21 protein-coding genes and 1 riboswitch are annotated in these 24,666 nt (G+C 45.7%); of the genes, 10 read left to right on the forward strand and 11 right to left on the reverse strand.

Going from position 1 to position 24,666, the window contains the following annotated elements; all coding sequences use genetic code 11:
- Positions 1 to 49: 49 nt before the first annotated feature.
- Together GK108_RS29995 and GK108_RS30000 are read right to left on the reverse strand one after the other, a co-directional pair.
- Positions 50 to 655, reverse strand: coding sequence for a GDSL-type esterase/lipase family protein (locus GK108_RS29995; protein ID WP_163955286.1), 606 nt, complete (start codon positions 653 to 655; stop codon positions 50 to 52).
- 27 nt (positions 656 to 682) lie between these two features.
- Positions 683 to 1,741: a homoserine O-acetyltransferase family protein gene (locus GK108_RS30000; RefSeq protein WP_163955287.1), complete on the reverse strand. Its 1,059-nt coding sequence runs from the start codon at positions 1,739 to 1,741 to the stop codon at positions 683 to 685.
- A gap of 171 nt (positions 1,742 to 1,912) precedes the next feature.
- Positions 1,913 to 2,031: riboswitch (SAM riboswitch) on the reverse strand.
- Positions 2,032 to 2,212: 181 nt separating this feature from the next.
- Here GK108_RS30000 and GK108_RS30005 point away from each other — a divergent pair.
- A complete protein-coding gene (locus GK108_RS30005) occupies positions 2,213 to 2,539 on the forward strand; it encodes a DUF721 domain-containing protein (protein WP_163955288.1) in 327 nt (108 codons plus the stop codon).
- A gap of 7 nt (positions 2,540 to 2,546) precedes the next feature.
- Here GK108_RS30005 and GK108_RS30010 read toward each other — a convergent pair whose 3' ends face one another.
- The 4 genes from GK108_RS30010 to GK108_RS30025 form a co-directional block, all read right to left on the reverse strand.
- The gene (locus tag GK108_RS30010) at positions 2,547 to 3,257 is read right to left on the reverse strand and encodes a class I SAM-dependent methyltransferase (RefSeq protein WP_163955289.1); all 711 of its coding nucleotides are present in this window, start codon (positions 3,255 to 3,257) and stop codon (positions 2,547 to 2,549) included.
- A gap of 77 nt (positions 3,258 to 3,334) precedes the next feature.
- Complete coding sequence (locus GK108_RS30015; protein WP_163955290.1) at positions 3,335 to 4,507, reverse strand: glycosyltransferase family 87 protein; 1,173 nt, start codon at positions 4,505 to 4,507, stop codon at positions 3,335 to 3,337.
- A gap of 29 nt (positions 4,508 to 4,536) precedes the next feature.
- Positions 4,537 to 5,343, reverse strand: a complete 807-nt coding sequence (locus GK108_RS30020; protein ID WP_163955291.1) for a polysaccharide deacetylase family protein — start codon at positions 5,341 to 5,343, stop codon at positions 4,537 to 4,539.
- Positions 5,289 to 6,275: a glycosyltransferase family 2 protein gene (locus tag GK108_RS30025; protein ID WP_246225279.1), complete on the reverse strand. Its 987-nt coding sequence runs from the start codon at positions 6,273 to 6,275 to the stop codon at positions 5,289 to 5,291. The genes GK108_RS30020 and GK108_RS30025 overlap by 55 nt, the downstream gene beginning before the upstream one ends.
- Positions 6,276 to 6,808: 533 nt before the next feature.
- Between GK108_RS30025 and GK108_RS30030 the strand changes: the two genes are divergently transcribed.
- Positions 6,809 to 7,714, forward strand: a complete 906-nt coding sequence (locus GK108_RS30030; RefSeq protein ID WP_163955293.1) for a S66 peptidase family protein — start codon at positions 6,809 to 6,811, stop codon at positions 7,712 to 7,714.
- 81 nt (positions 7,715 to 7,795) lie between these two features.
- Positions 7,796 to 8,605, forward strand: coding sequence for a hypothetical protein (locus tag GK108_RS30035; RefSeq protein WP_163955294.1), 810 nt, complete (start codon positions 7,796 to 7,798; stop codon positions 8,603 to 8,605).
- Between the two features lie 41 nt (positions 8,606 to 8,646).
- Here the strand turns inward: GK108_RS30035 and GK108_RS30040 are convergent, their stop codons facing one another.
- Both GK108_RS30040 and GK108_RS30045 read right to left on the reverse strand, forming a co-directional pair.
- The gene (locus tag GK108_RS30040; protein WP_163955295.1) at positions 8,647 to 9,717 is read right to left on the reverse strand and encodes a M20/M25/M40 family metallo-hydrolase; all 1,071 of its coding nucleotides are present in this window, start codon (positions 9,715 to 9,717) and stop codon (positions 8,647 to 8,649) included.
- A 122-nt stretch (positions 9,718 to 9,839) separates the two neighbouring features.
- Positions 9,840 to 10,478: a peptidoglycan DD-metalloendopeptidase family protein gene (locus GK108_RS30045; protein WP_163955296.1), complete on the reverse strand. Its 639-nt coding sequence runs from the start codon at positions 10,476 to 10,478 to the stop codon at positions 9,840 to 9,842.
- Positions 10,479 to 10,559: 81 nt separating this feature from the next.
- Between GK108_RS30045 and GK108_RS30050 the strand changes: the two genes are divergently transcribed.
- On the forward strand, positions 10,560 to 11,564 hold the full coding sequence (locus GK108_RS30050; protein WP_246225281.1) for a Kelch repeat-containing protein: 1,005 nt from the start codon (positions 10,560 to 10,562) through the stop codon (positions 11,562 to 11,564).
- Positions 11,565 to 11,662: 98 nt separating this feature from the next.
- The gene (locus GK108_RS30055; RefSeq protein WP_163955297.1) at positions 11,663 to 13,162 is read left to right on the forward strand and encodes a peptide MFS transporter; all 1,500 of its coding nucleotides are present in this window, start codon (positions 11,663 to 11,665) and stop codon (positions 13,160 to 13,162) included.
- A 38-nt stretch (positions 13,163 to 13,200) separates the two neighbouring features.
- Here the strand turns inward: GK108_RS30055 and GK108_RS30060 are convergent, their stop codons facing one another.
- The 3 genes from GK108_RS30060 to GK108_RS30070 all read right to left on the reverse strand — a co-directional run bounded on the left by GK108_RS30060 (position 13,201) and on the right by GK108_RS30070 (position 15,960).
- Positions 13,201 to 13,536: a translation initiation factor gene (locus GK108_RS30060; protein ID WP_163955308.1), complete on the reverse strand. Its 336-nt coding sequence runs from the start codon at positions 13,534 to 13,536 to the stop codon at positions 13,201 to 13,203.
- Between the two features lie 151 nt (positions 13,537 to 13,687).
- Positions 13,688 to 14,470 (reverse strand): LytR/AlgR family response regulator transcription factor, encoded by a 783-nt coding sequence (locus GK108_RS30065; protein WP_163955298.1) that lies wholly within the window; start codon positions 14,468 to 14,470, stop codon positions 13,688 to 13,690.
- Positions 14,471 to 14,481: 11 nt separating this feature from the next.
- Entirely contained in the window at positions 14,482 to 15,960 is a 1,479-nt protein-coding gene (locus GK108_RS30070) for a histidine kinase (protein ID WP_163955299.1), read from the reverse strand.
- Between the two features lie 510 nt (positions 15,961 to 16,470).
- Between GK108_RS30070 and GK108_RS30075 the strand changes: the two genes are divergently transcribed.
- The 5 genes from GK108_RS30075 to GK108_RS30095 all read left to right on the forward strand — a co-directional run.
- Positions 16,471 to 17,022, forward strand: a complete 552-nt coding sequence (locus GK108_RS30075; RefSeq protein ID WP_246225283.1) for a GNAT family N-acetyltransferase — start codon at positions 16,471 to 16,473, stop codon at positions 17,020 to 17,022.
- Positions 17,023 to 17,160: 138 nt separating this feature from the next.
- Complete coding sequence (gene cmk / locus GK108_RS30080; RefSeq protein ID WP_163955300.1) at positions 17,161 to 17,880, forward strand: (d)CMP kinase; 720 nt, start codon at positions 17,161 to 17,163, stop codon at positions 17,878 to 17,880.
- A 45-nt stretch (positions 17,881 to 17,925) separates the two neighbouring features.
- Positions 17,926 to 18,981, forward strand: a complete 1,056-nt coding sequence (locus tag GK108_RS30085) for an NAD(P)/FAD-dependent oxidoreductase (protein WP_163955301.1) — start codon at positions 17,926 to 17,928, stop codon at positions 18,979 to 18,981.
- Positions 18,982 to 19,076: 95 nt separating this feature from the next.
- Positions 19,077 to 22,364 carry a hypothetical protein gene (locus GK108_RS30090; protein ID WP_163955302.1) on the forward strand — a complete coding sequence of 1,096 codons (3,288 nt, stop codon included), beginning with the start codon at positions 19,077 to 19,079 and terminating at the stop codon, positions 22,362 to 22,364.
- Positions 22,365 to 23,586: 1,222 nt separating this feature from the next.
- Positions 23,587 to 24,666 (forward strand): SdrD B-like domain-containing protein (locus GK108_RS30095; protein ID WP_317166599.1); only part of this gene is annotated, 1,080 nt, incomplete at its 3' end.

Consider the following 24,666-nt stretch of genomic DNA (forward strand, 5'->3'; position numbering starts at 1 on the left):
TAATAAATCACAGTGAAATTGCAGGGTTTAGGACAAACTCCACCAACTGCTACATCAATAAATTATTAAAAATTTTCGCTTCCTGTAAGGCTTGCTGCCAGGCCCGATAACCGGCTGCGCTCAGGTGTAAACCATCGGCTTCAAAACAGTCGCGATTAGGTCGGCCATCTGGTCCCAGTAAAGGCGTGGTTGTGTCTACCAACCGAAAATTAGGATGTTTCGTTATCTCGTTGGTGATGAGCTTATTGGTATAGTAAATACGGTCCTTGATGGTCCAGCGGGCAATACTGAGCTTAATCGATAGAAAGACAACCGGTACGTTGGGGAGGTATAAGCCTATTTTTTCAACGAAGGCGCAGAAAAATAGATAAACTTCTTCCGGATGGCGGCCATCGCCCAGATCGTTGTCGCCAGCGTAAAAGACAATCATTTCGGGGTTCGCTGGAATAACCAGTCGCTCCAGAAACCACGTACAGGCGGCTAAAGTGGAGCCTCCAAATCCTAAATTCAGGCTGTTTATCTGGGGGAAATCCTGATGTAAGCCGGTCCAGAGCCGAATGGATGAACTGCCATAAAACACAACCCGATCGTTGGTAAATGGAGAGACACTTATTTTGGTTTCGAGTTGTCGAACTTCGTCTTCGTACCAGACCATCTGGTTTATATAATCCTACGTGAACATTTATTTTTTTACCGCTTCGGCTACTTTTTTGGCGTCTGATTCAGCGGTCGCCATCCATTTCCGAAGAATAGTAGCTAAAGGCCTAAACTCAATCAGAAACCCATCGTGACCATATAACGAGTCGATTTCTTCGTAGACGGCACTGGGTATATGCCTGGCCAGAAACTGCTGTTCTGAAGGAGGAAACAACAAATCGGACCGTATGCCGATAACCATAGTTCGGGCTTTGATCTGAGCAAGCGCATTTAAAATACTCCCCCGATTGCGACCCACATTGTGCGAGTCCATCACCTTGGAAAGTGTCCAGTAGGTATAGGCATTGAATCGGTCAACGATTTTGTCGCCCTGATAACGCTGATAACTGGCGGCTTTATAGCCGTCGAGCTGCTCATTGTTATCCAGGGCCTGGGTGAAACCATACGTATCGTAGTTCCGATACGAGATCATAGCCATGGCTCTGGCTGCTTTCATACCCGTAGCGCCCGCATCGTCACGATCTTCGGCCCAGGTCGGGTCGGCTTCGATAGCCATGCGCTGCGCTTCGTTGAAGGCAATACACCAGGGCGACGCTACGGCGCTCACGGCAATCAGAATCAGATTTTCGATCAGATTCGGGCGAAGGATAGACCATTCAAGGGCCTGTTCTCCACCCAGAGAGCCGCCAATACAGGTATGAATTTTGTCAATGCCAAGCTCCTGCCGAAGCAAGTCCATGGCTTCGACAATATCGCGAATGGTAATGGCCGGAAACGTATGATAAAATGGTTTGCCAGTTGTGGAATTGATCGATAGGGGGCCGGTCGACCCGTAACAGGAACCCAGTACGTTGACACAAACAATAAAGTGTTGTTCAGGATTGATGTATTTGCCCGACCCGATCATGCCACCCCACCAATCACCAGGATCGGCATTTCCGGTCAGTGCATGACAGATCCAGACAACATTTGAGCCGTCTTCTCGCAACGTGCCACGTGTTGTATAGGCTAACCGAAAACCCGGTAAGCTTTCGCCCGATTCAAGCGGAAACGAGTACTTATAATCAAAAAACTGGAGGTCCAATGGATGATACGTTTGCTGAGTCTGTTAAGTTTTCAACCAGTACGAGTGGTCGAAACTATGGATAGATACGTCGCACAGAAACCACTCCCGGTTCGGGTGTGCGTGAAGGTTAAAGATGCTTAGTAGGCCCCGATGGGCATACAACGCTGGTTGCAGAACATGTGAATATACGATTTATAGTCCCTAACGATCCGCCACTGCGGTTGCTTTAGGCAGGAGTTAGCACCTTGCCGTGTGGTAGGTTGCCAGCGATTCACAGAGCCTGATCTCTCCTCGCTTCTTTATAAATCAATTAGTGCCGGCATTGACAGGGAAATGGCACTTGGTAATTGACTTGATAACGCAAGTATAATAGGCAAAGCCTGCCTATCCAAACTTTTGTAGCCGTTGCCTTATTTTTTCGCGTCCCGAGAAATATTAATGTGATTTTAGTTAGGACGTTGTTTATTTTTGTGGCAACGCAATCCACCGATGAATCAGACGTACCGTTATAATCGTGACAACGCTATCCGTACAGCTGGCACCACCACTGTAAAGGATGCTATTGGACAATTACTCAAAGCCTATCAGCTCCAGACGCGATTTAATGAAACTTATCTTGAAGCCTTTTGGGGGCGTATGATGGGGCCTTCTATTGCCGCACGGACCAATCGGCTTTACGTCCGTGAACGGAAGCTACATATTGAAATAGCGTCGGCACCACTACGTAACGAACTCGTCAACGCAAAGCAGAAACTTATTCAGGTAGTGAATAAGGATATGGGTACCGACGTTATTGACGACGTGATTTTTATTTAGTCTACTCCTAGAACTGGATCAGTAAATTCTGACGCTCCTGCTGCATCGTTAGCGGTTCCTCAACAAATTTGGCCGTTAATCCCAGCTTTTGGCACATCGCCAGCCACTCCTCTTTCGGAACAACCAGAAAGCCATTCTTTTTCCGAACGGCATAATACGAAGATAGACGTAGCCGGATCAGTAACTTCAGCATCGTCAGAAGCTGCCCCTGCTTTAAGGAGCGTCCGATAATACTGCCAATATCTTTCAGCACACTGCCTCCAACCATCAGATCGCAGATCATGGCCTTGGCACCCGGTGCGGCTACCTGTTTTATGGCTTTTAATAATTGCTCAATTTCGGCGGCATTCCGATAATATTGAACAACGCTCATCACAATAATGACGTCGAACTTTTTATCGGCAACCGGGCTGAAATTTAAATAATCGTCGGACGATAAATCGTGAAAAAAGATGGTAGCGTGCTGAGCGTGTCGGGCGCGAGCGATTTCGTTGTAGCGTTTTGAAATATCCAGTCCATGAATTTCTGCTACCCGATCGTGCCAGGCCGCTTCCAGATTACCGGGGCCGGAGCCAATGTCGAGCACCTTAAACGTTTTTGACAGAGGAATATATTTTTCAATTCTTGCCAAAAAGTAATTGTAATTGACCGACATGGTATCGTCGAACTCATTCTCCTGTTGCCAGAAGTCAAGCCAGGTTGCCGTAGTTTCGCTCATTGAGTGAAGTTTTTGAAGGAGGCTAGTATTGCTACGTTGTTCAGTAAACGAAAAACTACTTTCTGAACGTACTGGTTTCAATTTGAAAGCTGAACATGCTGGAGATTGGCTTCCGATTGCGTTGATGAGGATGGCATATGCATCAGATAAATTATCCGGAACCAGATCAGTACGCAGGGAAGTGCTTTCAGCGCGTAAGGAAGAACGTAACGTTCCCGCAAAAAAGGAGGAAACACATCGCTCGGTGATAGAATCGTCAGAACAAAGCAACTGATCAACAGCGTCCGATCCAGTAAATTTTGCGGGCTATAGAACCACCAGATCACTACTCCCGTAACGGCCGTAATGTACGTAGGCGATTCCGAAACCGGATTGAAAATTACCTGAAAAATCAGGATCGACGCTGTCATTAGCATACGAAAGGAACGTAGCGTGAACTGCTTTCTCTGAATATAGACCGTGCAAAAAAGTAATACACCCAGCCCAATAATAACGGGCGTTGCAATATCCGGCGAAATAAACGTATGAACGAGCCGATGAATAGACGTATTAGCCCATTTGTCGTGATCCGACTTGATCAATAGCTGGTTTACCCACAGCTCATATTGCCATAGCAACTTAGCGGGTGATGTAAAAAGAAGGGGGAGTACGGCTAAGACCAAACCCCAGCCAACCATAGCCAGCAGAAAACGAATCTTTTGTGGGTAGAGCAGGAATAAGGCGGCTGCTACCAGACTGTAAATCTTAATATTGAAGCCCAGAACGATAAAGAAAGCGGCCCAGATGGGTTGCTTTTTCTCAAAACTAAGAAAAGCAAACAGCGGAATGGCGCCGATTAATGGGTTTGTCTGGCTGTTGACTAGAGAGGTAAACAGCTCCTGCAGGCAGTACCAGTAAGCAAATACTTTTTGCTGACGGGTAAAAGGCATCTTATAGATGGCATAGGCCCAGACGCCAGCGAACAGAAAATGCCAAAGAAATAAACCAACCCGGAAGGGTAGGGCAAAAATGGGGGAAAAAAGAGCACCAAACGTAGGAGCGTAATGGAAATGATCTTCGTATTGGGCTGGATATGTCGTGTACAGACTTACACCCTCAATTAAATGGTAGAGCGAGTAGTAAAAGATTCTATAATTATTCGAATCAAGAAGGATTACTGTTCGAGTACTGGCAAAGAGAGTAAACAGAAAATAGACGCCGAAAATAAAACGGAAGTCGCTGAAAATCGGCTTTTTAAAGAATGACAGCATTAGAGAATAGCGCAGACGATCAGATATGGTCAAACAGGAACAGGAGCGAGTTGCTGAGCAAATGTATCCATTGTTTCAAATTCGCCCATTGGTCCTAAATAACGTAATAGTTTTTCAACTCGGTCCAGTAATTCATCGCGGGAGTGTCGGCGAACGTAGGTAGGAATCTTATCGTAGCCAGATAGATCTGTAAACTCCCAGGGGTGAACATACAGGTTAATGAATCCATCGTTACGTAGCGTGTTCCGACAGAGCTGTTTGTAGACATCAAACGGGAAATTTTTCAGGCTCAGCCAGAAAAGCGGAAGTCGTAGCGTAGGCGTAACAGAGGCCGGAATTTGCCAGACTCCTGCTTCCATAAACGGATGTCGTGGCTCTCCCCAGTGATTATAGCGGCCCGGAAGCCAGGTTGGATGCAACGATGAATTGTATTGATAGCCCGCCTGTGATACATCATTCGGGTCGACAAAACCCATTCGGGCCCGCCGGAAACCCGTCACAGGTTTGCCCAGCAGTTTTTCCAGCGCAAGTCGTGACTTGATCAGATCGGCAGGTTCGAACGTAGTATGGTAATAGCCGTGCGAGGCAATTTCGTGTTTGGTCGCTAACTGGGTAATAAGTTCCTGTTCATGCAGCGCATAATTGGCCGTTGTGAACAGGGTTGTGGTGGCCCCTACCGCATCAAGACGTTCGGCGAGCAATCGTAAACCGCGTGTCGATACGGCTATCTGTTCACTCAGCGAAATGTCGTGACCAAATTCAACCGCCGTATCAAATTCTTCTACGTCGACGGTGAATAGAATAGATTGCTTGGTTCGGTTGGTAATTGCTGCCATGTTGTTGATGTCTCATCAATATCACTCGTATCGCCAATAATGTAAGCAGGGCGCTGCTTCACTTCAACGAATGTTTTGCCCAAATATACGCCGATGATACCGATCATGATAAACTGAACGCCACCAATCAGTACCGAGAGTACGACGAGTGTTGTCCATCCTGAAACGGTTGCATCCGTGAAAAAATACTCGTATAAAGTTTCCAGACCGAACAAAGTTGCGAATAGAAACATACTAAATCCTAGCAAAACCGATAAATAAAGCGGTTTTGTTGAGAATGACGTAATGCCCATTGCGGCCAGTTGCATCATCTTGCGGAACGAGTATTTAGAACGGCCTGCGTAGCGGGCTGCTGGCTGATAGAGGATTCGGCATTGGCGGAAACCAACCCAGGAAATGGCTCCACGCAGAAACAGATCATTTTCCTTAAACTGCTTCAGCGTGTCAATTACTTTACGATCAAGCAGCCGGAAGTCGGCGGCTCCATCTTCAATTTTTAGGTCCGAAACCTTACGTAACAGATTGTAAAACTGCTTCGACGTGCTTTTTTTGAACCACGACAAATTTGGATCAGGTTGCCGCACCGTGTAAACAACTTCATAGCCTTCCCGCCATTTCTGGATCAGGGTAGGAATCAGTTCGGGGGGATGCTGTAGATCGGCATCGAGGCAAATAACGGCATCGCCCTTCGCATTGTCGTAGCCAGCTCGCAGCGCCATTTGATGGCCAAAATTTCGCGAAAACGATAGAAACCGAACAGTTGGATAAGCGTTGCTTAACTGGCGGAGAACATAGCGCGTTTGATCAGAACTACCGTCATCAACGATCAGAATTTCGTAGGACGGATACGGTTCCATAACCGCCATGAGTCGATGAACAAGAACAGGAAGATTTTCTTCTTCGTTATAGGCCGGTACGACTATACTAATCATACCATCATAGGATTTCATTATAGAACTTGCTGATTATGAGTCGTCACGGAGGGGTTCTGTATTTCTTTTGCTAAGGTAGGTAATTATACTCATAGTTAATAAGTATAAAAGATTAAACTTTTCTTAAATCTACTCTAATTGTAGAACATTTTTAGCCGCGAGGATTTATATAGATGAAAAAAACTACATACTACAGCATTGTAAAGCTGTTGGGATGACAGTTAATTGCTTGATTAGCAGTCTAAGCGGCCATATACACGCCTTATAACAACGAAGACCGTATATTTTTTACAAGGGTTGGAAAGTTAAAATTATTGACCTGGTCTACTACGCAGTTGGTTGTTACTCTACGGGTGGCCGGAAAATTCATACTACGTTCTTTAGCCACACATTGAATCTACTATCGAAATTCTAACTTTGCCCTGAATAATTACTGGCCATAGTACAAACTGAATCTGCCGTCAAGGTGCATGCATGTACGTTGAGACGTACCAGATCAGGTTAACTATCTGGCTTACAAACTAGTCATCGAATTGATTTCTCCTCCTTTTTTGCAACCTGGCGATACCGTTGGTGTAGTAGCGCCAGCCAGCTGGTTTCCGTACGAAGAAGTACTTGATGGATTACGAATTTTACGTGACGAATGGCAGTTGAACGTAATCGAAGGCGATAGTCTGCATGCTGTAGATGGGCCATTCGCTGGTTCTGATACGTTACGTCGGAATGATCTGCAACGCCTTTTTGATGATCCGTCAGTGAAGGCCGTGTTTGCTGCTCGTGGCGGGTATGGTTGTTATCGAATTGTCGATCAACTGGATCTTAGTCGGGTTCGCCAAAACCCCAAATGGCTGGTTGGTTTCAGCGATGTTACGGTTCTGCTAAGTTTATTCTATAAGCACGGTCTGCAATCATTGCATGGCCTAATGCCCCGGCAGTTTGGCAATCCCGAACGGGCTGAATCGCTGGAAACGTTACGTCGTTGGCTATTTGGCGAACTCCCGGATTCCTACTCAGTAACGGGCCATCCGCTAAATCGCGCTGGTAGGGCAGAAGGTCCGCTCGTAGGGGGAAACCTGACAATCCTGGTTAATTCACTCGATACTCCGACCGATATCGATTTGACGGATACGATTCTCTTTATTGAAGACATAGACGAAACCTTGTTTTCGCTCGATCGTATGATGACGCAGCTTCGACGCGCCGGAAGGCTGGAAAAATTGGCTGGTTTAGTAGTCGGACAATTTACCGATATGCGTGTCAGTTCATCGCTGCCATTTGGGAAAGACGCTTACCAGCTCATTGCCGATGCCGTTTCGTCTTACAACTATCCTGTTTTATTCGATTTTCCGGCAGGACACGTAGATGTTAATCTGGCTTTACCTATTGGCAGCGTATTGCGGTTAGAGGTAAGTACTGAAGAGGGAAAGCTCATTTTCTGATAAGTAATTTGGGGTAGTGGGTAGGTTAACTGGGCCTTATACTTTTAGTAAGGTTACCGTCTGGAAACTACCTGGTTAGCTATGCCTGACTTTATACTACGTCTGGGGGTTATAATGGCCATGTTGGCTGGTTTACTGGTAAGCTGTCAATCGGGCGAGCCAACACCTAAAGAGCCCCGATATCGGGTGATAAAAGCCGCTCAGACGGCTTTTAACCTTGAAGTTACTATGACGTATCAGTACGATAGTCTGGGTCGTCTTAAGTTCGTCAACGAATACCCTTCTGTTGACGATAACTTTTCCGCTGGTACGCCTACTGCGCAAACGACAGTTTATTATAGCAATACAAAACCACTACAAATTGATCATGTAGAACGTAAGCTGGGCGTTCCGACTACGGATAGTGATGGTAAAGTTGCCGGTAGCAAACGGGTTTATAATTACGATGATCAAGGACGGCTTACATACATCAGTGAGTCGAAAGCGCTGGACGATTTTAAAACGTTAAAATTCAGTCAGGCTTTTCAGTATGATTACGGGACCGATAAATTACCAACGACACTAATTGTCTCGGGCCCTCCGCCGTTGCTGGAACGTAACATCTATTCCTACACATTCATCGACGGAAATGCCGTTCATATCAAACTATCGTCGACTACAGCCAGAACAACAAAGCCGGTTGTTTCGGAGTCGGATGTTCAGTTTGATACTGCGCCGGGAGTTTATACTAATTTTTTCGCCATTTATCCGGGCATTACGTCCTTCAACAAGAACAACGTAATCAATACCAATACGACAATGGTCAACGACGAGCGGGGGCTGCTCGTTAAGCGTGTCAAGAAAGGGAACTACATAGACGAGGTAACGATATATACCTACGAAACGTATTGATAACCAGCAGGAATTAGGTTTCCTGCTGGTTACGTAACAACCTATTTGATATATCTGAAATCTTCGTCGCCCTTAAGCGCTAAAAGGGTGTCATACATCAGCTTAATTACGTTCTGTACGTCGTCTTTATGAACTGTTTCGACCGTCGTATGCATGTACTTTAACGGCAGAGAAATCAACGCCGACGCAATACCTTCTGTAGCATAAGCAAAAGCATCGGTGTCGGTACCCGTTGAGCGACTAACCGCCTGACGCTGGAACGCGATATTTTGTTGCTGGGCCACATCGATCATAAAGTCCAGTACGTTGTTCTGAACTGCCGGACCGTAACAAAGTACAGGACCGTCTCCACATTTCAGGTCACCCTGCTCTTTTTTGTCGTACCGGGGCGACTGCGTATCGTGCGTTACGTCGGTGCATATGGCCAGATCTGGACGAAGACGGCGGGCAATCATTTCGGCACCACGCAGACCAATTTCCTCCTGAACGGCATTTACTACGTAGAGCGTAAACGGCAACGTAACGTTATTTTCTTTCAATAGCCGGGCAACTTCGGCAATCATGAAGCCCCCCATTCGGTTGTCGAGCGCACGACCAACAAAATAGCGATCGTTCAATTCCATCAACCCATCTGAGAATGTGCAGACAGTGCCGACGTGGATGCCCATATCCAATACTTCTTGCTTCGTAGCAGCGCCCACATCAATGAACAGGTCCGTTACTTTAGGAGCGGTATCTTTCGCCAGATCGCGGACGTGAATGGCAGGCCAGCCGAATACACCATCGACAACACCTTTCTTCGTGTGTAGATGGACGCGCATGGATGGCGCAATAAGTGCGTCGGAGCCGCCATTACGTCGAACAAAGATGTAGCCATCGTCGGAAATGTAATTGACGAACCACGAAATCTCATCGGAGTGGGCTTCAATAACAACTTTGTATTCCTGACCAGGGTTAATGACGCCAACAGCTGTACCGTACGTATCAATGATTTGTTCATCGATATACGGTTTTAAATAGTCCAGCCAGATCTGCTGCCCCGACGATTCGAAGCCGGTAGGGGAGGCATTATTGAGGTACTGATAAAGAAAACTTTTACTGTGCTCGTTCATTGTATACGTAATATAGTTTATCCTGGCATTGTCAGGATCGCCATTAAAAGAAATCAAATATAGGCGATTACAGTCTCTACTGTAGCCAATGTTCTTTGTTTAATTAATGGTACAGCAGGAAGCTATAACCCCGCAATCCCCAACAACTCATTCGGATTCGGGCAGATCGACAAAAACTTGTCTCGGTCGCTGATGGAGCAGACGCCTGGGAAGTCTCCTTCGTAGCCCAGCATATCGGTCATGAGCTGAAAATGCAGGTGGGGTGGCCAGTCGCCATTTTCGGGGTAGGGGCCAATCTCGCCAATTTTATCGTCTACCTGAACTTCTTTTCCCACATACAACCCCTCCAGCGATGCACGGGTCAGATGTCCATACAGACTATAAAGAGGTTGGCCATCAATAGTATGCTCCAGAATAATCGTAGGACCATAGTCGCCAAAATTCGCGTTATCGCGGAAACTGTGGACGATGCCGTCTAACGGAGTCAGAACGGGTGTTCCGGCTTCGGCCCAGAAATCGATACCAAGATGAATTTCGCGAGAATCTTCACTGGTGTTGAAATGCTCGCTTCGGCGATAAATGACCCGATGTTCATTATACCCGCCAACGCCTACCCGAACGTTTGCCGCCCGGAGTTTACCAAAAACGTAGTCGGTGAAGGTGGCTGTATTGGTTAGGTCAAGCGTGGCCAGATCAGGGTTAGTCGCTGAAAAATCGAGAATTAAGTAAGGCTCTTTCTGGAAACTAAAGGGCAAAAGCATACGCGCAGAGGAATGACAGAAATAAAAGGTGATAATTCTTTCCTTAAAGCTATTAAGAAACTGGCATTCTAGACTTTAGGTATGTTACAGAAATACTTTTTAGAAGTAAAGATGATGAAAGGTGGGGTTGTGTTTTCGATTTTATCCATTTTTAGTGGTTTTCTATTCCAAAATTGTAGTGATACCAATGAAATAACGCCTGCTGACAATTGGGTGCAACGCTCTGCTTTTGAAGGCGTAGCCCGTAGTTCGGCAGTAGCTTTCACGATTGGTGATACGGCTTATGTAGGAACAGGGCTGGACGCTGCTAAAAAAGACTTGTCTGACTTTTGGCAATATGATCCTAAACAAAACACCTGGACTCAGCTAGCCGATTTTCCGGGGAAGGCAAGAAGTGAAGCGGTCGGTTTTTCTGTCGGCCAGAAAGGCTATTTAGGAACCGGGGTCAACGTAGCATCCAATAGCCTGCTTCGTGATTTTTATGCGTACGATCCTGCGTCAAACACGTGGGCGCCAATTGCTGATTTTGCGGGTTCGGCCCGGCGGTCGGCAGTGGCTTTTTCCATTGATCAGGCAGGCTATGTCGGTACGGGGTTTGATGGAAAGGAACAGCAGGATTTCTGGGCCTATGAACCCGTGTCGGATGCATGGACGCAGAAAGCGAATTTTGCTGGGAAGGGACGTACCGGCGCTGCTTCTTTCGTTATTAACTCCGTTGGGTATGTAGGAACTGGTCGGGCTGGCGACCTGAATCAGAACGATTTTTGGGCGTATGATCCAGCCAACGATGTCTGGCAGGAACGCAAAAGCTTTGGAGCAACATCGATTACCCGTTCGAATGCGGTGGGTTTTGCTATTAAGAATACCGGATATTTTGTGACAGGAGCCTGTGCAAATCGTTCCGGCGACTATGATGTTTGGGCCTATAATGCATCAAGCAATACATGGAGTCCCAGGCGCGCTTTTCAGGGCGTTTCCCGGGTTAAAGCGGTTGGTTTTGGGGTGGGTTCAAAAGGATACGTTTCCACCGGAATGAATGGGAAAACCTGTCTGGGCGATCTCTGGGTGCTTTCTTCCGAGAACTGAACACGCTTGCCGATTCCAGTGGGCCGGAGTATATTTACAACTATTTTTTCGTTATTGTACACATATTCTTCGGCAAACTGACCAATTAACCTAACTGCATGGACGTTACAATTGATAAGCCTGTTCGTGAGACCACTCTGTTTGGCCATCCGATGGGCCTTTTTGTTTTATTCTTTACCGAAATGTGGGAACGGTTCAGCTACTACGGTATGCGAGCCATTCTGCTATTGTTTCTTATCGATAATGTTCGGGGAGGGCTTGGACTGAATGAATCCGACGGAGCTGCTATTTATGGTATTTATACGGCGTCGGTTTATTTGCTATCGTTACCCGGCGGCTGGATAGCCGACAATCTGCTCGGTCAGCAAAAGTCAATTTTTTACGGCGCTTTGGTCATCATGCTTGGGCACATCATTCTGGCGATACCGTCGGGCCCTGGCTTATTTTATGTCGGTCTTTGTGTTGTTGCCATAGGAACAGGATTGCTAAAACCCAATATCAGTAGCATTGTTGGCGAGCTGTATCCTGAAGGCGGGGCACGTAAAGACGCTGGTTTTTCAATTTTCTACATGGGCATCAATACGGGATCGCTGCTTGGTATTTCGGTGGTTGGTTATCTGGGTCAGAAGGTGGGATGGCATTATGGATTCGGAGCTGCTGCCGTGGCTATGGCATTGGGCATTATTACGTTCCGGGTTTTCGCTAAAAAATACCTTGGCGACCGGGGTAACTACGTAGTGGCTGTCAATGATGGAAGTTCGTCGGGAGGAAATCGTTCCTTACTGATATTTCTGGCTATTCTGGTCGCTATTTTAGCCGTGCTTCAATTGACCAACGTGCTCGACATGACCACCGCTCAGGGCATGGCGAAGGCGATGGGGACGATTATTTCGCTCATTGCGGTAAGTTATTTCCTCTATATTTTATTTGCGGGAGGGCTAGATGACGTTGAAAAAAAGAGAGTTATCGTTCTGTTCGTCTTTTTTCTGGCATCGGCGCTATTCTGGGCTGGCAACGAGCAGCAGGGGTCGTCATTACAATTATTTGCCGATCGATATACCGACCTTAACTTGTTCGGTTGGGAAATGCCATCGAGCTGGTTCCAAAACCTGAACCCTGCCTTTATCCTGATTTTTTCGCCGGTACTGGCTGCTTTCTGGGTATTTCTGGTAAACCGAAAAATTGATTACGCCGTGCCTGCCAAATTCGCTACGAGTTTGCTTCTGCTTGGTTTAGCGTATGTGATCATGGTTATTGCCTCCCGGATTGCGTTGACGGGTGTTCGCACATCACCTTTCTTTCTGACGTTTGCTTACCTGTTTTTTACGCTTGGCGAATTATTCCTTAGTCCTGTCGGCTTGAGCGCCTTTTCTAAGCTGTCGCCTAAACGCTACACGAGTCAGCTGATGGGCTTGTGGTTTGTGGGTACGTCGTTGGGAAATTTGATTGCAGGTCTGTTTGCTGGTGGTTTTGATGAGAAAAACGTGCAGCAGTTGCCCGATATGTTTCAGAGCGTTGCCTACTTCTGCCTGGGTTTTGGCATTCTACTCCTGATTCTTGTTAAACCACTGAAGCGGTGGATGGGAGGAATTCAGTAAGCGAAGAAACGCTACGTTAAAAAGAGTAAACGTATTGCTTAACCGCCCGCTTTTTTCGCTTTGTAGTTTTTGCTGGTGAGCCACGCCAAGATTTTGTCACGATGGTCGCCCTGAATCAGAATTTCGTCGTCTTTTGTAGAGCCGCCTGCCCCACAGGCGGCTTTCAGCTGTTTGCCTAACTCCGCCAGATCTGCGTTTGTACCCACAAAGCCACGTACGGCAGTCACCACTTTATTTCCTCCTAACTTGACCAGCCAGATTTTAAGGTTTTGTTGAGCAGGGGGCAAGGTTTCCGCTTCTGATGGTTCATCGGCTTGATAGTCAAAATCCGGATTGGTTGAATACACTACTCCGGTGCGGTTTTTCTTGCTCATACGAGTACGTTGTTTCCTGCAAAGATAGCGGCTTGTCGGGTTAGTTGGGTCGTTTGGGAGCCATACGTACTGGCATGTTGCGTTCTGTTGCTGGCTAGTAGTGATTTCGAACGTAGTGACTTTAATCATACCCAGAAACCGGATAGAATACCTAAAGGTCCAGAAGCTGCCGAATCGCTTCGCCATACGTACTGCCTGTGGTAAGCTTTGTGCTTTTCTTATCGTTCATTGCCAGCAAAAACTTGCCGTCGAAGTGCTTATGAACTTCGGAAATTTTATGGCGATTGACCATAATAGACCGGCTTACACGAACGAACGTATCAGGGAGCTTTTCATTAAGCGTTGTTAAGGTATACGTTGTCAGATACTTCTGGCCGTCGGTAGTAGACAGGAAGACGTATTTATCTTCGGCTTCGAAATAGGCAATGTCAGTTAGCGGAATCAAAAGGATTTTCTCGCCCGTTTTCACCGAAATGGAATAAATCTCTTTCTTTGGTTGCATTTGAGCCAGCAGCCGCATCAGATTGTCGGACATAGAATTGCTGGCCAATTGCGACGGTTCGTTACGTTCGGCCAGAGCCTGAATTTTTTGGGCCGTTCGGGCTAATCGTTCCGCTTCAATAGGTTTTAAGAGGTAATCGACTGAGTTTTCCTCGAAGGCCCGGATAGCATATTGGTCGAAAGCCGTAGCAAACACCACCATGGGCATGGCGGTAAGCCGGGCAAGCATTTCAAAGCCATTCAATAGGGGCATTTCAATGTCCAGAAAAATAACATCTGGCCGTTCAGCTTCCACTATTGTTAGGCCTTCGGCCCCATTAGTAGCATCGTTAATCACCTCGAATACATCGCGGTGTTTAGATAATAAACGACGTAGTCGGCTAATTGCCAACGGTTCATCGTCGATAAGTATAGTTCTGAGTGGCAGGATCATACGTATTAAAGTTATTCGTCAATATTGGCAGAAACCAATGGATGGTCGCTTCGTACTTTAGCCATCCGGATCGATATAAGCACCTGTTTGATTGGCCAGTTTTGTAGTTCAACGTGGGCATCATCGCCATAGAGAAGCTTAAGTTTATCCTGGATGCTACGTAGTCCGTAACCGCCACTCATATCGTCGGAAAAAGCAGGGCCATTATCGTGAACACAAAGATGTAATTCACCGTCCTTCTCGTAGATACGCACATCAATCCGACCAGAATCAGCCCGTTTGGCAATGCCGTGTTTGATAGCGTTTTCGACAATTGGTTGAAGTAAAAACTGAGGGAGTTTTAATTCGGTTAAAGAAGGGTTTGATACATCGACGCTAAAGGAGAGCCGATTTCCAAATCGCACCTGTTCTACCTGTAGATACGTTCGAACCATCTCAAGTTCATCGGATAACGTAGCAAATAGACCACCATTACGTCCGGTCGAATAACGAAACATCTTGGATAGTAACAAGGTCATCTCCTCCGCCTTGTCGGGATCTTCGTGTACGAGGCTGGCGATGCTATTGAGCGCGTTGTAGAGAAAGTGCGGGTTGATTTTAGCCTGCAAAGCATCCAGCTCAGCCCGCGTTTTTAGTTTTTCAAGATTAAGTAATTGGATCTCCTGCTCAGATAGTTTACGGGTTAACTGTCTGCCCTGTTGAAGGACGTAGAGAAAAAAATTGGCAATAAGCAGATTGCCCATAACATAGATATACCATGGAGCGCTGTCTGGTACAGCTTCCTGCCGGGCTGCCAACTGGTCGATGTAAGGCTTCCCGATGGTATAGTATAATCCTAGATTGATAGCGACAAAGCTAAACAGAGCCAGTATACTGAGAATAATGTGCCTTTTCCAGGGAGCTGAGAATGTGCGGTTAAGCCAGCCCAACAATGACCAGGCCAATAAGAAGACTCCAGCTCCTCCTGTTAGATTGTTGATAACAAGGAACTTGTAAAGTCCCGCCATGACGGGGTCGTTGGTCGTTACAATAAGGTTGGTAAAGTATATAATAGCGCTACTACCATAAATCAGTAGGGCTCCCAAAAGCATACCAATGAATGTACCCCAACCCGGTTTCTGAAGGATAGTTGTCAGGGTAATAGGCTCTGGCCTGATTTCGTCTGGAACGTATTTACTACGTCCGGAAAAGTTAAACGTAGCGCCTTCTACGTTGGCTCCGGTCAGATTGACGTCTACCAGGCCACAAAAGTTAAGATTAGCCTCGAACAGATCGGCATCGGTAAAGTCGGCACCGTTAAGTTCCGAAAAACTTAAATTAGCCTGCCGCAGAATAGCCCCCCGAAAGTTCGCTCTGGTAAGGTTGGAGAAACGAAGATCGGCCTGGGTAAGATCAATTCCGCTAAAATCGAAATCGGCCAGATCGGAGGCTCGCATATTAAGTCGACGTCCATTTTTACCAATAGTGCCGATTAATTGTTCTCTAGTCATGATTAGCGTATTGATTTGATAGGTAGGCTTCGACGGCTAATCGATTACCGTAAACCTATTCATAAGTGATCAACAGTTGTGGGTGCTTTACTGATTGATTATCTATTGGTCACAACCCTTAATCAAGAGTAGTTGATTGGTAGATTAAAAGTAGCGAATTTTTTTGCGGCCTGGTCAATAGAGGGTAGGCTTTGGCAAAGTGAGTATTGGATTGTACAGGAGTTGTTTTCCTGAGTAAACGGTTCTGTTCGATAGCCCAAGTTTTCGCTTTTTCTGGCTAATTAAATGCGCAGAGAGTACGATAGAACTTGGCGTATGAACAAGTAGATTGACGTCATCGTGGTTTGTTTATTGATCGGATGCATCAAAACTAGTGAGCTTATATACCGATGACTCGTTTTTTCCGATGAACCCAGAAAACAGAGGTGTGAAATCCCGTAGGATAAGGATAAATTTGGGTTAACATTTGCCGAAATACATTGTTACGTTCGTATAAACCCTCACGCACCATTGACCACTACATTGATCACATTTCAGCTTTCTCTTGGTAGGCTTCGCCCTTGGCGTGAAGGCGATGAGGATTCACTATCGCGTCATGCCAGTAATCGACGTATCTGGAATAATGTGCGCGATTTTTTTCCGTATCCGTATACCCCGCGCGACGCTCATTCGTGGGTACGCTCGAATAAATCGTATCAGCAGCCGAACAATCTCGCCATTGAGATTGACGGTCAGGCTGTTGGAAATATTGGTTTTACGGTCAAAGACGATATCTACCGTTACAATGCCGAAATTGGCTACTGGTTAAGTGAGGAATATTGGGGAAAAGGAATTATGGGAGAGGCTGTTCCCATTATGACCGAGTATATCTTTACTAATTTTCAGGTGAATCGAATTTTTGCCTGTGTACTAGAGGGAAATACGGGCTCTATGCGTGTGCTCGAATCGGCTGGATACCGGCATGAAGCTGTACATCGGAAGGCGGCTGTCAAGAATAATCAGTATCTGGACGAACATATTTTTGCTATGCTTCGCTCTGAATTCAGAGAGATGAACAGGTAGCCTTTCGGAACGTAGTAAAGCCCTTATAGCCATCCCATAAAGGCCAAAGGGCGGCTGACAATGGCTGATTGCTTGATTATACCTCTAATTTGTGGTTATTTTGCTCATAATACTACCGCTTCGGCGGACCAGAATTTCATGCCGAAGATAGTGATTGCCATAGACGGGTATTCCAGTTGCGGAAAAAGTACGACCGCCAAACAAGTAGCTGCCAGAATGGGCTACGGTTATATTGACACAGGCGCTATGTACCGCGCTGTAACGCTTTATTTTCTACAGGAACGAGTTTCGTTTTCCAATCCCAAAGAAGTAGAATTGGCGCTGGAGCGAATTCAGATCACGTTCAACCATAATCCCAAAGCAGGTAGAAACGAAACCTGTCTGAATGGGTTGAATGTGGAGGAAGAGATACGTAAAATGTATATTTCCAATCTGGTTAGTGAAGTTAGCGCTATTCCGGAAGTACGGTGGTCTATGGTTGCACAACAACAGAAAATGGGCCGTCGTCGGGGGGTTGTAATGGACGGTCGGGATATTGGCACTAAAGTATTTCCCGATGCTGAAGTAAAAGTTTTTATGACAGCCGAAACCTATATCCGTGCCCAACGTCGTCAGCAGGAGTTGCTGGCTAAGGGAGAGCTGGTTAATCTGGAGGAGATTATCCGTAATCTCGAAAAGCGCGATTTAATCGATACGACCCGTGCCGAAAGCCCATTGGTCCAAGCGCCTGATGCCGTGTTGCTTGATACGTCGCACATGACTATTGAAGAGCAGGTCGACTGGGTTATTGAATTAGCGGACAGGCGGTTGGCTGAGCTTCATAGAAAGAAGAGCCATAAGATCATCTCTCAGTCGTAACGTATTTCCAGGCCTTATTCTATTTCTTCTCAATCTTTCTAACGAATGACTGCCGATTTTTTGATAGTAGGGCAGGGCATTGCTGGTTCTGTTTTGGCCTGGATTCTTGACCAGCGCGGATGTTCAGTATTGGTTGCCAATGATCCTACGTTACCATCGGCCTCTGCGGTTGCTGCTGGAATCGTTAATCCGTTAACTGGCCGCAAACTGGTACATACCTGGAAGGCCGATGAGTTATTCCCATTTCTGCATCAATTTTATTCACAGGTTGAGCAAGCGCTCGATGTTCGGTTCTTTCATCCTAAACATATATACCGACCATTCCGGTCGACTGCTGAACGGAACGACTATTTGGCTCTCACTGCAAACCCGGATATTGCACGATACGTAGCGCAAACTGTTGATGATCAGTTGTATAGTGGATTTATTAATAATCCTTATGGTGGGTTGGAGGTAACACAGGCGGGGTGGCTCGATTTAAATGAATTTACTCGAATTATTAAAGGGTATTTTATTAGAAAAAGTCAATATTACGAGGGAGTAGTATCGGTCAACGATTTGACTGTAAATGATGATTTTATTCTTTGGAAAGATATAAAGGTTAATAAAGTCATATTTTGTGATGGCGTTCAAGCGCGCGAGAATCCATTATTTGACTGGCTTCCGTACAATCCCGTGAAAGGACAGATTCTGACGGCGGTTGTTGATGATTATCCTATTAAAACTATAGTTAATCAGGGTGTATTTATTTTGCCAATTCGGACGGGTTTAGTACGTATTGGTGCTACTTACTCATGGCATGATCTGGATTGGCAAACAACTGACGATGGGCGTTCGTTTTTAGAGTCGAAGGTACAGTCGATTTTAAAAATTCCTTATCAAATAGTCGCCCAGCAGGCCGGAATCAGGCCATCAACCAAAGACCGGCGTCCTTTTATTGGTATCCACCCCACGAAGCCATCAATCGGAATTTTTGGGGGTATGGGCACTAAAGGAGTTTCGTTAGCTCCTTATTTGGCTGAACAGTTTGCGCGTTATTTATTGGATCAAGAAGAATTAGAGTCTGAAGTGAATATTAACCGATATGTTTCGTTATTATAGCGTTACTCAAAACACCAGATTCTAGACGGTGGATTTTGGCCTTTATAAGCTAGCGGCCAGCGTCTTAATTGGGTGTTTAATGTTGTTTGATCAGTATGCGAAATCAATACATTCTGTTGATGGGTCTGTGGCTGGGGACGCTCAGTCTGGCTACGGCGCAAAACTATCCAGATCTGGAACGTTTTGGGAAAAACCGGATTCAATACCGGACTTTTGACTGGAAGATTATCAGAACTTCCAATTTTGAAATCTACTATTATCAGGATGGGACGCAGATCGCGAATTTAACGGCTCAGTATGCCGAATCGGAATTCGACCGGATTACGGAGTTGCTGGGCTATACGCCCTACAATCGGGTCAAAATCTTCTTGTTTAATTCACCCTCAGAGCTGGCCCAGAGCAACATTGGGCTGAATACGCAGGGTAGTCTGAACAGACGGGAACAGGATTTATCGAAATCACGGATCGAGCTGGCTTTCACGGGTGATCAGATTAGCTTTCGGCGGCAAATAGTCCATGACGTATCAATGCTATTTGTCTATGACATGTTGTATGGCGGCAGTCTGAAAGATGCGCTTCAAAGTTCATTGTTACTGAGTTTGCCCGACTGGTTTATGCCGGGTATTGCATCCTACATTGCAGAAGGAAATAGCGTTGAGCTGGATGATTACATGCGCGATGTATCGCAAACACGTCCTGTTCGGAAACCTTCCTTACTGTCGGGAACAGAGGCTGAGCGGGTAGGCCATTCTATCTGGAACTACATTGTGCAGAAATACGGTCGCGATAACGTATCAAATATTCTGAATCTTACCCGTATTATACGTAACGAACAAAGTAGTATTTCGAGCACATTAGGTGTTCCTTACAGCCGCTTCCTGCGCGAGTGGCGTGATTACTATGCCGGTATGGCCAATACGGTATCACAAGGCTATCGGGCTAGTACTGATGATTTTCAAATTAAGCTAAGCGATCCTGATGATGAAATTATACTCAGTAGCCTGAAGTTAAGTCCTGACAAACAGTATATTGCTTATGCAACATTACGTGATGGGAAATATCGGGTTGAGGTAATTAATACAACCAATAAAAAGAAAACAACGGTATTGCAGGGAGGCTATCGATTGGATGGCTTAACGGTGAGAACAACGACGCCGTTGGTCGCCTGGCAGCGTGGTAATAATTTGATTATTGTTACGGATGAGCTGGGTAAAACCAACATGTATCAGTTCAGCGATTTTGAGAAAAAGCCTAAGCGCCAATTTAAGCGTCAGGTCAATGGGTTAACGCAAATTGTATCTGTTGATGCTTCTGAAGATGGTGGTAGCCTGATTTTGAGTGCAGATCGCCGTGGTCAAAACGATTTATTCTTATACAGTATCAATCGGGGCTCGTATCAGCAACTTACCAACGATCTGTATGATGATTTGTATCCTCAATTTATCGGACGTACTGCCAGAGAAGTCGTTTTTAGCTCCAATCGCAAACTTGATACGTTAGGTGTAGATAAAGGGTCCTATAAAACCATTACCGATCGATTAAGCCTTTTTACCCACGAAGGTGGAGCAAGAGATTTTTCTCTGGAACGTTTGACAGATTCCCTGTCTCATGCTACTCAACCTACTCCGGCTAGTGAAACAGTGTTCTATTTCCTGAACGATGTTAACGGAATAAAAAATTTGTATCGACTGGATACCGAATCTGGTTCGATAGGTCAGGTTACTGCTTTCCCGGAAAGCATTCAGTTATATGATTTGAATCCATCTAATGGTGGTTTTGTCTACAGCAGCCTTAAAAACGGGGAAACATATATAGGCTTTCGCTCGCAATTGAACCTGACGCAGACTGTTCAAACAACACCGACTCCAAGGAGTATTGCTACTGGGTCTGCTACGGCAAAAGTACAGGCCAAAGGAAATCGGGCTACTACGCCAAAAACAGATTCGACCGGACAGGTTGCTCTAGGCGATACGGCTGCAGCAAAAGGTACGCAAACGGGTGTTGTACGACCAGATTCGACGAAACGACTTGCTTTAGAACCGGGTGAAGTAGATACTGACAATTACCAGTTCGATGCCGACGTACTAAAAGCGAACGAATACCGGCAACGTCGTTCCATTATGGGTAATGCGCCAACCTTATCAACGGCCTTACCCCGGAACCGTCGTCGGGAGAATATCACCATCCGGGGACCCTTTAATTATAAAGGTATATTTACGGTAACTGATGCCAACTCGAACTGGCGGATCGACCCAATTTCGGCTAAAGGATTCGGCTATTCTCAGGATGTTACGTTAACCGATCTCCTGGAAAACCATGTGATCCGGGGCGGATTGTTTATTACAACGACGCTTCGAAACAGTGATCTGTTTGCTGAGTATACCAATCTAACTCATCGAATCGATTATGGGGCTCGGGTTGATCGTAGTACGCTATTTGTTGATAATGCAGGATTAAGCCAGAAATACAGATACAACCGGGTTGCTGTTTCTGCCTCCTATCCTATTTCTGTTAATAGCCGGTTTACGGTAGCGCCTTTTTACGCGATGACTCGGTTAATTGACATCTCATCATTCAATGAGCCAGATCGTACGTCTGACTATGCAGGTTTGCGGGGCGAGTTTGTTTTTGACAATACAAAAACGAGTGGTGCCAATGTCGCCGTTGGTACAAGACTAAAGGTGAAGTTTGATGAATATGCTGGTTTACGCTCATCGGCTGAAAGCTTCCGACGATTATCGATTGATTTACGGCATTATCAGAAAATTCACCGCGACCTAATACTAGCGGCTCGTTTCTCGTTCAGTCAATCGGGTGGACCTGCTCCTAAACAAAGTACATTAGGAGGGATGGATAACTGGGTTGGGGCCAACTCGTCAATCAAAGAGCAGATTGCGTCCAATCCCCTGCTGGTCCCTAATCTAATCCCTAACGAAATTCCTTACGATTATCGGAACGTGTTTTTTCTGGATTTTGCCGCTCCTCTACGTGGATTCCGGCAGGGTAAGCTAACGGGAACCAGCCATATGTTATTTAATGCAGAGCTTCGACTGCCACTAGTTCGTTATTTGTACAGAGGTAACGTTACATCGAATTTTTTGAGAAATCTGCAACTTGTTGCTTTTACGGATATTGGTACTGCATGGTCGGGTAAAGGGCCATTTAGCCAGCAAAACAGCCTGAATACAGAAATAGTAGGAGGGGGGAGTATCCCGTTCCGGGCAACCGTAACGAATTTCAAAAACCCTTTCCTGATTGGGTATGGTGCTGGAGCCCGAACGATGTTGTTCGGATATTACGTTAAATTTGACTACGGATGGGGGCTTGAAAACAAGGTCGTTAGCAAACCTATTGCCTATCTGACATTAGGGTATGATTTTTAGAAATATGGTTTTCTAAATGAAGAGAGCGACTCAATAGGGTCGCTCTCTTCATTTTATAGATAATAAGTCTGTACCCAATGTTGGTTTCTGAGCCGTTTCCTATATATATTTGTTGCCATAAACTAGTATACATGATCGAACATAGGTGATGTGACTAGTTTACGAATACCCTTCGATATATTCTCTCTCCTTATTGCGTTTTCGGTACCCTCTAAAATAGGGTGCATTCCCATTGTGTGTACAAAATCAATAAAAAGGTTTCCGTACTAATCCGGGAAACGATTGGCATAGTTTTCGCTAACCAAGGCAGAACAATTAAAAGCATTGGAAGCTTCGAACCTTCAAAATCCATTGATAGACAATTGGTGACTATTTTTGGAGTTCTGTTTAATTGAAATGCTCGAAATGTGATCTTTTGATAGTTATTGATCGAGAGCACCTGGCAAAAACTGTTAATTGGCATAGTTTTCGTTCCATTTAAATGAAGCAAAATGGCTCTTGTAGATTGGCATGGTATACCGTGACTTGTAGATGGTTTATCTGTCTGAATAATTGCTGATCGCAAGGGTTCAATTTGAGATTAAGTATGTCGCCCCAAATAAGGTTGCAGATGAGAGTAATTTCTACGTTACGCACAACATGCCTTACGGCTTTATCAAGTTTATTTCTTACGCATAAACCGAAAGGTTTTAATGCTGAGGGAAAGCATATCGCTCGTCTGGCAGGCCGGATTATTACGTATTTTCTGCAACTCTTGCAGACAGCAGGCTACTCACAAGAAAAAAATCAATCAGCCCGTCTACCTAAAAGGCGGTTCGGACTTTCCACTAAAAGAACGTTCGCGAATATTCCCCTCTATACTGATTGTGGACCTCCAGATATACCACTGACTGGTCCGCCGGGCCAGCTTCATCGATCAACAAAGTTTCTGCACCAAGCATCCACTATTTTAGGAAAACAATCAATGAATGAGCGAACTTTACTAAGCCGATTATATCTCAACCCTGATTCACAAAGGGTAATTGATATGGGTCGAGGCCCAACATCAGGGAGGATAGGTTCATCAGAGCCTGACAGCTTACAAATGCTGCTATTTCCGTTTATAGCCTTATATACTAGTTTATATCGCTCAAGAACGGTATATAGAGCAGCCAGTTTCTTAATGGGATTGGTTTGTTTACTGGCCCTGTCAACTCAAACACAAGCTCAGTCTACTATAGACTTGAGCGTCTCTAAAAAAGTTAGCAATCAGAATCCAGCGTTAGGCGACGTATTATCCTATACCGTTGTGGTTCGAAACGCTCCTGGAACGGCTACAGCAACGAATATAGTTGTAGGAGATCAGCTACCCACTGAAGGCGTCACCTATGTCCCTGCTTCTGCATCGTTGGTGCGTGGTACGGGAACTTATACAGCTGCTACAGGACAGTTGAATATAGGGTCTATCGCACCAGGAGATTCCGCGGTCTTGACTCTTCAGGCAACCGTAATAGCGCGCGGGGTTTGGTTTAATACGGCGGAAGTATTATCAGCCGATCAGCCTGATTCTGATTCGCAGCCTAATAACCAGAGTTTGGTTGAGGACGACTATTCAAGCGTATGCTTTTCGGTTCCTCTATATTGGTATGCGGGAGATGAGTTTACAGTAACGATTCCTACCGGCTATCGCGGAGTGACCTGGTATCGTAATAATCAGGACGTCGCCATTGTTTCACCGGATTTAGCTGTCATCAATGCGGATTCGTCTCTAACAATTAAAAGTCCGGGAACGTATCGGTTTACGGCTACGATTGCTAGTTGCCCTGCATTGAATTGCTGCGATATTCAGGTAATTCAGGGGCCCTATGGAAGTTTAGGAGATTATGTATGGGTAGATACGAATAAGGATGGCTTACAAAATGATGGCCCAACAGGTATCGATGGCGTAACCGTCTTTCTGTACGATTCTACAGGTACCACCAAACTTGATTCGACCATTACCGCAGGTGGTGGTAAATACTTGTTTGATAGCCTAACCGATGGAAGCTATAAAGTCAGGTTTATCGCGCCTACAAGCTTTACGTTTACTGCGAAAGATGTACTATCTACTCCAGCCGATTCAATCGATAGTGATGCTGGTCCAGATGGGTTTACTCGTATATATACTATAGATACAAGTAAACCGGTGGCAGATACCGCACGTAACAATCCAAATGTTGATGCCGGTATTATTCCATTGCCAGCCTCTTTGGGCGACTTCGTGTGGGTGGACACCAACAAGAATGGTATTCAGGATGCGAGTGAGCCGGGTATTCCGGGTGTG

Source organism: Spirosoma terrae, assembly GCF_010435915.1.
GTDB lineage: Bacteria > Bacteroidota > Bacteroidia > Cytophagales > Spirosomataceae > Spirosoma > Spirosoma terrae.